Source organism: Promicromonospora sp. NPDC023805, from assembly GCF_040639635.1.
Taxonomy (GTDB): Bacteria; Actinomycetota; Actinomycetes; order Actinomycetales; family Cellulomonadaceae; genus Promicromonospora.
The window spans coordinates 605175-618248 of sequence record NZ_JBFAAH010000001.1 but is presented as its reverse complement, the minus strand read 5'-3'; the positions used below and the strand labels follow the sequence as shown (position 1 = coordinate 618248).

General features: G+C 71.6%; 8 protein-coding genes. 6 read left to right on the top strand and 2 right to left on the bottom strand.

Features of this window, described 5'->3' with window-relative positions:
• Positions 1–38 precede the first annotated feature (38 nt).
• Both AB0F70_RS02760 and AB0F70_RS02755 read left to right on the top strand, forming a co-directional pair.
• Entirely contained in the window at positions 39–1529 is a 1491-nt protein-coding gene (locus tag AB0F70_RS02760) for an aldehyde dehydrogenase family protein (RefSeq protein ID WP_357443317.1), read from the top strand.
• Between the two features lie 96 nt (positions 1530–1625).
• Positions 1626–7385, top strand: coding sequence for a LamG-like jellyroll fold domain-containing protein (locus AB0F70_RS02755; RefSeq protein WP_357443315.1), 5760 nt, complete (start codon positions 1626–1628; stop codon positions 7383–7385).
• Positions 7386–7512: 127 nt separating this feature from the next.
• Here the strand turns inward: AB0F70_RS02755 and AB0F70_RS02750 are convergent, their stop codons facing one another.
• The gene (locus AB0F70_RS02750; protein WP_357443313.1) at positions 7513–7737 is read right to left on the bottom strand and encodes a tautomerase family protein; all 225 of its coding nucleotides are present in this window, start codon (positions 7735–7737) and stop codon (positions 7513–7515) included.
• A gap of 188 nt (positions 7738–7925) precedes the next feature.
• Between AB0F70_RS02750 and AB0F70_RS02745 the strand changes: the two genes are divergently transcribed.
• Together AB0F70_RS02745 and AB0F70_RS02740 are read left to right on the top strand one after the other, a co-directional pair.
• Positions 7926–8543 (top strand): YcnI family protein, encoded by a 618-nt coding sequence (locus tag AB0F70_RS02745; protein WP_357443311.1) that lies wholly within the window; start codon positions 7926–7928, stop codon positions 8541–8543.
• Positions 8540–10198 (top strand): copper resistance protein CopC, encoded by a 1659-nt coding sequence (locus AB0F70_RS02740; RefSeq protein WP_357443309.1) that lies wholly within the window; start codon positions 8540–8542, stop codon positions 10196–10198. Before AB0F70_RS02745 ends, AB0F70_RS02740 begins: the two co-directional genes overlap by 4 nt.
• Before the next feature lie 35 nt (positions 10199–10233).
• Here the strand turns inward: AB0F70_RS02740 and AB0F70_RS02735 are convergent, their stop codons facing one another.
• Positions 10234–11109 (bottom strand): hypothetical protein, encoded by an 876-nt coding sequence (locus AB0F70_RS02735; protein WP_357443307.1) that lies wholly within the window; start codon positions 11107–11109, stop codon positions 10234–10236.
• 165 nt (positions 11110–11274) lie between these two features.
• Here AB0F70_RS02735 and AB0F70_RS02730 point away from each other — a divergent pair, with 165 nt between their 5' ends.
• On the top strand, positions 11275–12108 hold the full coding sequence (locus tag AB0F70_RS02730; RefSeq protein ID WP_357443305.1) for a MerR family transcriptional regulator: 834 nt from the start codon (positions 11275–11277) through the stop codon (positions 12106–12108).
• A gap of 67 nt (positions 12109–12175) precedes the next feature.
• The gene (locus AB0F70_RS02725; protein ID WP_357443303.1) at positions 12176–13033 is read left to right on the top strand and encodes an alpha/beta hydrolase; all 858 of its coding nucleotides are present in this window, start codon (positions 12176–12178) and stop codon (positions 13031–13033) included.
• Positions 13034–13074: the final 41 nt, after the last annotated feature.

The following is a 13074-nucleotide window of genomic DNA, read 5'->3' as shown; positions in this document are numbered from 1 at the left end:
AAATCCGCCAGAATCCGCCAGAACCACGGAAGGCTCTCATGTCCGAGAATCCCCAGCTCCTGCCCGCCGTCTCCTCGTTCCTCTCCTCGCCCAGGCAGCTGCTGATCGACGGCGAGTTCGTGGACGCCAAGGACGGCCAGACCTTTGCGACGGTCAACCCCGCGACCGAGGACGTGCTCGTCCAGGTCGCCCAGGCCTCCGCGGTCGACGCCGACCGTGCGGTCACGGCCGCCCGCAACGCCTTCGAGCACGGCTCCCCGTGGTCGAAGATGACGCCGCGCGACCGCTCCCACCTGCTGTGGCGCATCGGCGACATGATCGACGAGCGCACCGAGGAGTTCGCGCAGCTCGAGTCCCTCGACAACGGCAAGAGCCTCGCGTCCGCCCGGGGCGACGTCGGTGTGGCCGCCGAGCTGTTCCGCTACTTCGCGGGCTGGGCCACCAAGATGGAGGGCACGACGATCCCGATGTCGGTGCCCGGCCGCGACTTCCACGCCTACACCCGCCGCGAGGCGATCGGCGTCGTCGCGGGCATCGTGCCCTGGAACTTCCCGCTCACCATGGCGGCCTTCAAGATCGTCCCGTCCATCACGGCCGGCAACACCGTGGTGCTCAAGCCCGCCGAGCAGACGCCGCTCACCGCGCTCCGGCTCGGCGAGCTGCTGCTGGAGGCCGGTGTCCCGGCCGGCGTCGTCAACATCCTGCCCGGGTTCGGGGATGCGGGCGCTGCCCTGGTCGACCACCCCGGCGTCGACAAGGTCGCCTTCACCGGCAGCACCGAGGTGGGCAAGAAGATCGCCGCAGGCGCCTCGAAGAACCTCAAGAAGGTGTCGCTGGAGCTCGGTGGCAAGGCGCCCAACATCATCTTCGCGGACGCCGACCTGGACGCCGCGATCGCCGGCGCCGCGCTCGCGGGCTACTTCAACGAGGGCCAGTGCTGCGTCAACGGCTCGCGCCTGTACGTCCAGCGCGAGGTGTTCGACCAGGTGATCGAGGGCGTCGCCGCTGCGGCCAAGGCCATCAAGGTCGGCGACGCGTTCGACCCGGCCACCACCATGGGGCCGCTGGTCTCGCAGGAGCAGCACGAGAAGGTCATCGGCTACGTCCGAGGGGCGGTCGCCGACGGCGCGACGCTCGCCGCGGGCAGCGCCGACGCGGCCGCCGACCGCGGCTACTTCTTCTCGCCGACGCTCATCACCGACGTCACCGAGCAGATGGCCATCCAGACCGACGAGATCTTCGGCCCGGTCATCACCGCCATCCCGTTCGACTCCGAGGACGAGGTGGTCGCGGCGGCCAACAACACGGTCTACGGCCTGGCGGCGGGCGTGTGGTCGAAGGACATCGGCACCGCCCACCGGGTCGGCGGCAGGCTGCGCGCCGGCACGGTCTGGCTCAACACCTGGCACGCGGACGACGTCACCCTCCCGCGGGGCGGCTTCAAGCAGTCCGGCTGGGGCCGCGAGCTGGGGTCGTTCGGCCTGGACGACTACACGGAGCTCAAGACGGTCATCGCCGAGCTGCGCTGACCGTGCGCCCGCGGTCCGGGCGGCAGGCCCTGCACGGGCCGGCCGCCCGGGTCGCCGTCATGCCCCACACAACCACGTGCGAAAAGGGATTCAACGATGAACCTGCTACGCAGACCTGACCTGCGGCGCCCCGCGCGCCGCCCCCGCCGGGCGCCCGCGCGCCTGGCGGCCATGCTGGCCGCCCTCGCGGTGGCCCTACCTCTCGCGAGCGGCGTCGCGCAGGCCGCCCCTGGCTCAGCGGCGCAGGCCGCCGTCGGCTCTGTCGACGATGGAGTCCTGCGGGTCCTGCTGTTCTACAAGCCCAACTTCCACGCCTCCCACGTCCAGGCCCGCCAGGCCGTGCGCGACCTCGCCACGCAGCTGGGCACCGAGTACAACCAGCCGGTCGAGATCCAGGAGACCGAGGACCCCGCCGCCTTCACCACGGAGAACCTCGCGACCAAGGACTCCGTGGTCTTCGCGCAGACGGGCGGCGTGCTGTTCAACGTGGCCCAGCGTGCGGCGCTCGAGGCCTACATCCGCGGTGGTGGCGGGTTCATGGGCCTGCACTACACCGGCTGGTCGGTGGGGCAGAGCGAGCACGACGTGAACCCGTTCTACGCCCGGCTCGTGGGCGCGATGTCGGAGGGTCACCCGGAGAACCCAGCGGTGCGCCCGGGCCGGGTAGTGGTCAAGGACGCCGCGCACCCGCTGACCCAGGGGCTGCCCGCCGACTTCACGCGCAGCGACGAGTGGTACGACTGGCTGGTCAACCCGGCCCCCAACGTACGCACCCTGCTCAACGCCGACGAGTCGTCGTACGGCGGGGGCAACAACGGCACGAACCACCCGATCACCTGGTGCCAGGAGATCGACGCCGGCCGGTCCTGGTACTCCGGGATGGGGCACGAGGGCACGGCCTACGCCGAGGCCCCGATCCGGACGCAGATGAAGAACGGCCTGGCGTACTCCACGGGCCTTCTCCCCGCCGACTGCTCGCCGCCGGACAAGGCGGAGCAGGGCTCCTGGAGCGGCGTCACGCCCTGGCCGCTGGTCCCGATCAACGCGGCGCTGACGTCCGACGGCAAGGTTCAGTCGTTCGGCAGCGTCTCGTCGGGCTGTACCGACAACACGCCCTACGACTTCGGCGGCAACTCGTGCGTCACGCAGGGCGGCCAGATGGAGATCGACGTCTGGGACCCCGCGGAGCCGCGCACTACCGCCAACGTGAGCGACAACGTCGTCACGAACACTACGTACACCGACCTGTTCTGCTCGATGCAGGTCCAGATGCCGCACCGGCGAGCCACGATGACGGTCGGCGGTGACGACAGCCTGGGCGGTAACGCGCCCAACGACGGGTCGCTCGGCGTCACGAGCTACACGACGAACCAGGGCCTGCGCACCGAGGCCCCGATGAACTTCCCGCGCTGGTACCCCACGGGGACCACGCTGCCCGACGGCTCCGTCGTCGTGCAGGGCGGCAGCCTCAAGGGCGGCCCGGGCGGCCCCGGCGTCCTGACCCCGGAGATCTATACGCCCGACGAGGGCAGCTCCTGGAAGCTGCTGGACGGCGCCACCAGCGCAGCGGCGTACGGCGACGGCGGGAACGGCAACGGGCCCGACGAGAACCGCTGGTGGTACCCGCGCGCGTTCGTCGCGCCGGGCAGCGGCAACGTCTTCAACATCACAGGCACGCAGATGTACGAGCTCGACCCCTCGGGCGACGGCGAGATCGCCCTCCGGGGCACCCTGCCCGCGGACGTCGCCAACCAGGGCGGCCTCGGCAACCCGGTCGGCGCCACGTCGACGGCGACCATGTACCGCCCCGGCAAGATCCTGCAGGTCGGCGGCGGCTGGTGGGCCAACGGCGGGGGACCGGCCGGCGCTCGCGCAGGCTTCACCGTCGACATCACCGGCGGCACCGACGCGCCGGTGGTCGAGGCGACCGAGCCGATGAAGCACCAGCGGCACTGGGCCACCTCCACGGTGCTGCCCGACGGCAACGTGATAGTCACCGGCGGCTCACGGGACAACAACGGCAACGGCGGCTACGTCACCACCGCCGAGATCTGGAACCCCGACACCGGTGAGTGGACAGTGGTGGACGTGCCCTACGAGCACGCCCGCCTCTACCACTCGACCGCGCTGCTCCTGCCCGACGGCCGCCTGATGGTCGGCGGCGGCGGTACGCCGGGTCCGCGCAACTACACGGACGTGGAGTTCTACTCCCCGGCCTACCTGTTCGACGGCGACCAGCCGGCGGCGCGTCCGGAGGTCACGGGCGTCCCGAAGAAGGTGGGCTACGACGGCACCTTCGACGTGCAGGCCGACGCCGGGGTCTCCCGGGTCACGCTGGTCCGCAACGGGTCGGTGACGCACGGGTTCAACAACGACCAGAACTTCCAGGACCTGGCGTTCGCCCAGGAGGGCGGCAACCTCACGATCGAGACGCCGGTCGACGGCACGTACGCCCCGCCCGGTGCCTACATGCTGTTCGTCTTCGATGAGGACGGCACGCCGTCCGTCGCCGACATCGTCCAGATCGACCCCACCGTCGAGATGGATGCCCGGGCCCCGCACCTGGTCGACCAGCTCGAGTACCCGCGGATCCCGGCCGAGTGGCGTTCCGCCAACCCGCCGGCAGTGGTCGACGTCGCGCCCGGCAACGGCCGCATGTCCCCGTGGGAGGTCGACAGCGAGGTCCAGCTCGTCCGCGCCGCCGCGGCCAGCCAGGGCGGCCTCGGCGGGACGGGCTATCACCTCGGTGTGGGCAGCGAGGGCAGTTTGACGCGTACGGTCAAGGGTCTCGACCCGGGCCGTGAGTACCGGCTCTCGTTGCGCTACGCCCGCGACAGCCGGTCCGCCGGCACCGCACCCGGCACGGCAGACCTCACTATCGGTGACCTGTCGACGACCCTGTCGGCGGCGCCGGCTCTGTCGTCGCAGAACAAGTTCGGCAAGTACGTCGGCACCTTCACCGCGGGGGCCCGGTCGCAGGACCTGACCATCGCCGCCGGGGACTCCGGCGCGGGCGTCATGATCGACGACCTGGTGATCGTGGGCTCCGACCCCGGCGCCTCCGACGTCCCAGTGCACTACGAGTTCGAGGAGGGCTCCGGCACGAAGGCGGCCAACACGGGGACGGACGCGGCAGTAGGCGCGGCGACCCTCACGGGCGCGACCGGGTGGAGCGAGAACGGCGTGTTCGGCGACGCGCTCGACCTCACCGGTGGCGCCAACACCAACGCGGCCGACCTGCCCGACAACCTGCTCCAGGGCGAGGAAGACTTCACCACCTCGTTCTGGGTGCGACCCGACACCAAGGCGAGCTGGATAGGTCTGTTCCACCTCGGGGACGGGCTCGCGGACGCGGGCAGCTTCTTCCAGATCCAGATGCAGACCAACGCCGCCGGCGCGACCGGGCTCGCGGCCACGTTCAAGGCCAAGGGCGCCGCGCTGCAGGAGCGGGTCTACGCCACGCCGACCCGTGACGTCGTGGCCGGCGAGTGGAACCACGTCGCGTTCACCCGGCAGGGTGCGACCGGCACGCTCTACCTCAACGGCGATCCCGTCGCGTCCCGCTCCGACCTGACGATCGACATGACCGACGTCGGGCCGACGGCCAACAACTGGCTGGGCCGCAACGGGTTCCCGGACCCGGCGTACGACGGGCTCATGGACGACGTCCGCGTCTACTCCTCGACGCTCGGCGACACCGAGATCGCCGCCCTGTACGACGACGGCACCGCGCTCGCCACGACCACCACGGTCACGGTCGAGCCGGTCTCCCCGTCGCCGTTCGCCGAGCCGGTCACCGTCTCTGGTGCCTTCACGGCCGCGAGCGGCGGAGCCCCAGCGGGCGTCGCCGAGCTCTGGGTCGACGGGTCCCGCCTCGGCGGGCAGGCCGATGTGGCCGACGGCGCGGTGTCGTTCACCGACGTCGCGCTCTCGCCGGGTGAGCACGACGTGCAGATCCGCTTCCTCGCCGACGACGGGTGGCGCGACTCCGCGCAGACCGTCAAGCACACGGTCGAGCGGCCGCCGCCCGGCGAGGGGACGCCTGTCCACTACCGCTTCGACGAGGGCCAGGGCACGACGGCGGCCAATACCGGCCTGGACAGCTCGGTGGGCGCGGCGACGCTCACCGGGTCGGCCGGCTGGACGCCTGGCGGGCAGTTCGGTGCGGGGGTCAACCTGCCCGGCGGCGCCGCGTCGACGGGTAACCAGGTAGAGCTGCCCGACAACATCGACGCGGGGATGGACGACCAGTTCAGCGTCTCCGTCTGGGCCCGCCCGGACGCCCTGCCCACCTGGGTGCCGCTGCTGCAGATCGGCAGCAGCACCGACACGTTCTTCCTGCTGCAGTCCAACACCCAGACCAGCGGGGCCACCGGCTTCGCCGCGACGTTCAAGGCACCCGGCACTCCGGGCAGCGCCCAGGAGCGTCTGGTGCTGGGTCAGGGCAACGACCTGCCGCTCAACGAGTGGACGCACGTGGTGTTCACCCAGAGCGGCTCGGTCGGGAAGATCTACTTCGACGGCGAGCTCCAGGCCACGCGCAACGACTTCACCCTCAGCATCGGTGACATCGGAGTGGGCGGGCAGACGACGACCAACCTCCTCGGCGGCACCAGCTGGCCCGACGCCCGCTGGGACGGGCTGGTCGACGACTTCCGGATGTTCGGTTACGAGCTGACCGCCGAGCAGGTGGGCGACCTGCACGCCGGCCCGGCCTCCAACACGGCACCGGTGGGCGCCGCGGACGCCTACGGCACCGTCGAGGACGAGTCGCTGACGGTGGAGGCGCCGGGTCTCCTGGCGAACGACACCGACGTCGAGGGCGACGACCTCACCGCGACCGGGCTCACGCAGCCGGCCAACGGCGACGTCGTCCTGGAAGCGAATGGGTCCTTCACCTACACGCCCGACAGCGGGTACTTCGGGACGGACACCTTCACCTACAAGGCGTCCGACGGCGCGGCGACGTCGGCGGCGACGACCGTGACCATCGCTGTCGAGGAGGGTGAGCAGCCGCCGGTCAACACAGCACCGGTGGCGGGTGCCGACGCGTACTCGGCAGTGGGCGGGGAACCGCTGACGCTCCCGGCCCCGGGCGTGCTGGCCAACGACACGGACGCCGACGGCAACGTGCTGACCGCGGGCGGGGTCACCCAGCCCGCCAACGGCAAGGTCACGCTGGCGGCGGACGGGTCCTTCACCTACGCCTCCGACGCCGGGTTCTCCGGCAAGGACGTCTTCACCTACCGGGCCGACGACGGGGAAGACCTCTCCGCGGCGGCCACGGTGACCATCACGGTGAGGTCGCCCGCGGTGACGGCGGTGGCCGGGGTCGCCCTGCCCGTCACGTACGGCACGGCGGGCACGGTCTCGGTGGCGGTCTCACCTGCCACGGCCACGGGCGCGGTCGAGCTGTTCGACGGCGAGACCGAGCTCGCGCAGGCCACGATCGCGGACGGACGAGGAACCCTCGTCCTGCCGGCCACCTCGCTCCGGCCCGGCGTCTACGACCTCACCCTGCGGTACGGGGGCGACACCGATCACCGGGCGTCGTCGTCGAGGGTCCGGGTAGTGGTGGAGAAGGTGATGCCGACCATGGAGATCACGGCGGCGAAGGCCGCCGGGAACAAGGCGGTGGTCACCGTGTCGCTCACCGCACCGTACGACGTCCGGGTGACCGGCCAGGTGCGGCTGGCCGTCCAGGGTGGGCAGACGCTCCTCGGGGCCATCGCGAACGGTCGGGCCCGGTTCGAGGTGCCCCGGCCACGGAACGGTGACCTGACGGTGACGGCGACCTACCTCGGCAGCGAGCTCGCGCTCGCGGCGGAGACCAAGGTGACGCTCAGGCTGCGGTAGCGAAGGTGTGGGCCCGGAGGACGGATCCTCCGGGCCCACGCTGCCTCAGTTCTCTTCGAGGTCTAGGTTGCTTCGTTCTGAACCGTTTCAGAGCGGAGCAACCTAGACCTCGAAGGGGAGTCGGGCGTCAGTCGTCCGCCAGGGCGGCGACCACCGCGGCGCGGCTCTCGTCCTCGCTGGCGAGCACGCCGCCGTTGGCGACGATGTCGGGGGTGATCTCGCTGAAGACCATGCGGACGTCCTGGCGGCGGGCGCCCAGGATCTCGACGGCGCTCTCGGCGACGGCCTTGGCGAACTCACGACGCTGCTCGATGGTGCGGCCGGCCAGCAGCTCGACGGTGATGTTGGGCATTTCTTCCCTCCGGTGGCGGCCGCTCCGCACACTGCGGCGTGTTCACGGAGGCGACCTTGGTTCGGTGACATGAACCACCGTACGTGTGCTGGAACGCATCGTCTACGTTTTCGCCCATCGAGTTCACACTCTTGACAGCGGTTCGACCCGCTGGTTTGGTGTGCGAACCATCTCCACCAGGAGTCAGCATGAATCTCAGGACCGCTGTCCGGCGCGCGACCCTGACCGGACTCGCCGCCGCAGGCATCGTGGCCCTCGGGGCGACGTCGGCGATGGCGCACGTGACCATCACCCCGTCCACCACGGCGGCGGGCGCGACGGCCGAGCTCCGGGTCGAGATCCCGCACGGCTGCGTGGGGTCGGCGACGACCGCGATCTCCATCCGGATGCCGGAGGGCGTCTCGGACGTGACCGCCTCCGGTACCGACCGCTGGGCCGTCAAGGAGACCGCGGACGCGCTGACCTGGACGACCGGCGAGCCGCTCCCGGACACCGAGCACGCAGTGGTCGAGTTCTCCGTGCGCCTGCCCGACGACGACGGCGCGACGCTCGTCTTCCCCGTCATCCAGCAGTGCGAACAGGGCGAGGCCGCCTGGACCGAGGTCGCCGAGCACGGGGAGGGCCACGACGGGCTCGAGCGGCCGGCGCCCGTCCTCGTCGTGACGCCCGGCGAACCGGAGGCCGGGAGCGCGACCGCCGACGCCGAGGCGCGGAGCCCTCTGGTCACCTACGGTGCGGCCGGTGTCCTGGCCGCGGGCGTCCTGGCGGGCGGTGCGGTCCTGCTGCGCCGACGGCGACGCCCATGAGGCTCCTCGTCGCGCGGCGGCCAGGTTCAGGTTCAGCGGGCGGCTGGCTGCTCCTGCTCGCCGTCGTCTGCGCGCTCGTGCTCGGCCCGGCGGGCAGTGCCGCCGCCCATGCGACCCTCGTACGCACCGACCCGGCGCACGGCGCGGTGCTGGAGACCGCCCCCGAGCGGATCACGTTCGGCTTCAACGAGTCCGTGATCGGCGTCCCGACCGGGATCAAGGTGTTCGACGCGACCGGGGAGGAGGTCGCCTCCTCGGCCTCGGTGCGCGGGTCGGAGCTCCTCGTGGACCTCGACGAGGAGGTCGGCGACGGCACGTTGGTGGTCGTCTGGCGCCTCGTGTCGGAGGACGGGCACCCGATCGGCGGCTCGCTGAGCTTCTCCGTCGGTGCCCCCAGCGACGTGGTGGACGTGCCGTCGGCGGGCGCGGACGCCGGTACCGACGCACCCTTCGCGCTCGGCCTGGTCCGCGGCCTGGGCTACGTGGGCCTCCTCGTGGCCGCCGGGGTGGCGGCCTTCACGGTCCTGTTCCTGCCGCGCGACGGCGGCGCCGACCGCTCGCGTGCCCGGCTCCGGCGGGTCGCGCGGGTGGCGGCCGGCGTCGCGGCGCTCGGCTGGGGGCTGGCCGTGCCGCTGGTCGCGCTGTACCAGCTCGGCGTGCCGCTCTCGGCGATCACCGAGGGATCCACCTGGTCGGCGCTCGCGCCGGCCGAGTACGTCGTCCCCGCGGTGGTCGTCGCGGGTCTCGGCCTGGCCGTCGGAGCGCTCCCGGCGTCCGCCGGCCCCGGCCGGACCCGGGCCGTGCTGGTCCTGGCAGGCAGTGTCCTCGCGGTCACCGCGCCCGCGTTCACCGGGCACACGCGAGCCGCTACGCCCGAGGCGCTGGTGATCGGCGTCGACGTGCTGCACCTGGCCGCGGGAAGCCTGTGGCTCGGCGGCCTGGTCGCGATCGCCCTCGTGCTCGGGGATCTCGCGCGCGGCGACTCCGGCGCCGTCGTGCTCGGCAGGTTCTCGACCTGGGCCGCCGGGCTGCTCGCGGTGCTCGTGGTCGCAGGGACGTTCCTGGCCTGGCGGATCGCCGGGTCCTGGGACGCGCTCCTCGACTCCGGCTATGGAGCCCTCCTCCTCGTCAAGGTCCTCGCCGCGCTGGTCGCCGTCGCCATCGCCGCGTGGAACCGGTACGCCCTGCTGCCGCGCGTCCGGACGCGCGCCACGCCGCTCGTCCGGACGGCGCTCGCGGAGGCGGGCGTGCTGGTCGTCGTCCTGCTGGTCACCGGCTTCCTGGTGGACCGCAGCCCCGAGACCGACACGGCCGCCGCCTCCGTCGAGGAATCGGCCGCGGGCGCCGGGGAGCCGGTGGTGCTGGGCCAGATCTCCGCGCGGATCGCCCTGGATCCGCCGGCCGTCGGACCGGCCACCCTCACCATCACCATGACCGACGCCCTCGGGGAGCCCGCCGAGGGCTACGAGGCGCCTCGGCTCAGCCTGACGTCTGACGAGGTGGATCTCGGAGAGGTCGAGGTCGCTTCGCTCGGTCCGGGTGTCTACGCCGGCGAGGTGGTGCTCCCGACCGGGGGCGAGTGGGAGGTGCAGGTGTCCCTGCGCACGACCGAGTTCGACAACCCGGTGCGGACGGTGACGTTCCGCGTGCCGTGACGCCGCCGGCGCCACGTGCCCAGCTAGAACCACAGCTAGACGATGCGGTTGTAAGCCTGGAGGGTCTTCAGCCGCATCAGGGTCAGATAGCCACCCCATTCGTGCGCGACCACCGGGGTCCACATCTCGAAGTTGGGCCTCCAGCTGCCGTCCTCCTGCTGTGCGTCGATGAGGGCATCCAGGTGCAGGTCGATCACGTCGTCGTTGAACATCCCGCAGGCCATCGCCTCCGGATTCGGCGCGAAGTCGAGCGGGGAGTGGACGTGGCCCCCGGTGTGGGGGTCGAGGGCGACGGACGCGAGCAGCGGCTCGGTCAAGCGCTCGAACTCGGCCTGGGCGCGGGCGCGATCGGGAGCCCGCTCCAGGAACGCCAGGATGCACAGCGCGTCGTAGGCCCCGACTTCTTCGACGGAGGCGATCGTCTCCCAGCAGAACGTGGTGGCCCGGTCCAGCCAGGGATGCTGAACACCGTGGGCATGGAGCAGTCCGGCGATCGGGGCGGTCGGGTTGAGCGCGGCCGGTGCCGGGTCGCCCTGCGGCTGCCACCAGGGGCCGCGCTCGTCCTCGAGCACGCTCGGCAGCACCCACGGCACCCCGCCTTCGCTGGTGGCGTGAGCCTGGAGCCACTTGCACGCCCTGATGACCGCCGGGTCGTCGAAGGCATGGATCTCGTCGAGGACCCAGAGAGCCATCTCGACGCCTTGCGGCTGGCTGCCCGCGCCACGTAGGTCCGGCTCGATGGCATTGCCGAAGCCGCCGTCGGCGTTCTGGTAGGCGCGCACCGCCTCCCGGGTCGGCGCCGCGGGTCCGCCGCCGAACAGGCGAGCGAAGCGGAGCCGGTCGATGAGCCTGGCGTTGAGCGTCATGTACCGGCTGGCGGCCGCGAAGGCCTCTTCGGTCAATGTCTTCACGCGGGTTCCCCCTGGTCTCAGTGAATGCCGACCCTAGCGCTGGGGTCAGACACTCCGGCCGACCGCAGCGACAAGGAATATCGCCCCGCAGGTCAGAGCCACGATCTACGGCTGTAGTACTGGGCCGCTTGACCTTATGGCTGCTGCAACCTCGATCCTGGGGTCATGCTCACCATCAGCGACTTCAGCGAGATGTGCTACCTGTCGCCCCAGACCCTGCGCTACTACCACTCGGAGGGCCTGCTGGTCCCGGCCGACGTCGATCCGCAGACCGGCTACCGCTCGTACACGTTCGACCAGGTCGAACAGGCGATGCTGGTCACGGTCCTGCGCGGCACGGGGATGAGCGTCAAGCTCGTGCGGCGTGCCCTCGACGAGCCCGGCGCGGCGCCTGCGCTGCTGCGGGAGCATGCCGCCGAGGTGGCGGCCCAGCGGCAGCTCCAGGACGAGGCGATCAGCGACGCGCGCATGCTCATCGGCTCGCGGCCGGAGGCGCGTCTGCGGCAGGTTCCCGAGGCCACGGTGGTGTCGCGGCTGGTGACCGTCGAGCTCGCCGGACTCGACCGGTACGACTGGACGGCGGCCGAGGCCACGCTCGCCGCCGCCGTCGACGACCTGGTCGCGACCGTCGGGTCGTGCGGCGCCGTCGTCTCCGGAACGCCCTGGCGCGGCTGGACGCGCGGGACCGAGGAGCAGCGCCAGGGCCCCGACGGGCCGCCCTGGCTGGTGACCGTGCCTGTCGAGGCGGACGCGAGGGCGCTGGCAGCGCTGCCCGACGACGTGGAGGTGCACACCTTCGAGGCCCGCGAGGAGCTGTCGATATTCCTTCCGGGCAAGAGCTCGATGGCCAAGTTCGCCACCGCGATGTCCCGCCTGACGACGTATCCCCTCGACGCCGCCTACGTCGATTTCTCCCGGATGCGCCAGGTGCCGCACGACGACGGCGTGGAGACGGCGATGGCCGTGCGGCAGCTCGAGGACGCCGACCTGGCCGGCTGACTCTTCGTTGAACGAGGTCGGCGCCTGTGCGAGGGTGAAATCGGTACCCACGCGAAAGGATCTGGACATGGACCGGCTCGGCGACGACTCCTGGGAGCTGCCCGAAGTATTCGAGTATGAGGGCCAGCCCGTTCGCTGGCATGCGATCGGTACGGGCGAACCGCTGGTGCTGCTGCATGGCACCCCGTTCTCCTCCGTCGTGTGGCGACGCATAGCTCCGCTCCTCGCGCGACGGCGCCGGGTGTACTACTACGACCTCCTCGGATACGGACGCTCGCACAAGGAGGACGGCCAGGACGTCTCCCTCGGCGTGCAGAACCGGCTCTTCGACCAGTTGCTGGCGCACTGGGAGCTGGAGCGCCCCGACGTCGTCGCACACGACTTCGGCGGGGCGACCGCACTGCGCACCCATCTGCTGGACGGGCGCGACTACCGGACGCTCACCCTGATCGATCCCGTGGCGCTCAGTCCCCACGGATCGCCCCTGGTGCAGACCGCCCGCCGGCACGAGCAGGCGTTCGTCGAGCTGCCTGCCTACATCCACGACGCGGTGCTGCGCGCGTACGTCGCGGGCGCCGTACACCGCACGCTGTCCGACGCGGAGATGCTGCGCTACACCGAGCCGTGGACGGGGGAGGTCGGCCAGGCGGCGTTCTACCGCCAGATCGCTCAGATGCGGGACGAGTACACCGACGAGATCCAGGACCGCCTCGGCGAGATCCGCTGCCCCGTCACGGTTCTGTGGGGCGAGCAGGACGCCTGGTTGCCGCTGGACCGCGGGCGAGAGGTGGCGCGGCGCATCGCGGGTGCGGACCTCCGCACCGTGGCGTACGCCGGACACCTCGTCCCGGAGGACGCGCCCGAGGCGGTCGTCGCGACGGTGCTCGAGGCGCTGGGCGAGGACTCCTCGGCGAACCTTGGCTGAACGGCCCTTACCCTGGCGCAGCGGCTATCTATCGTTATACG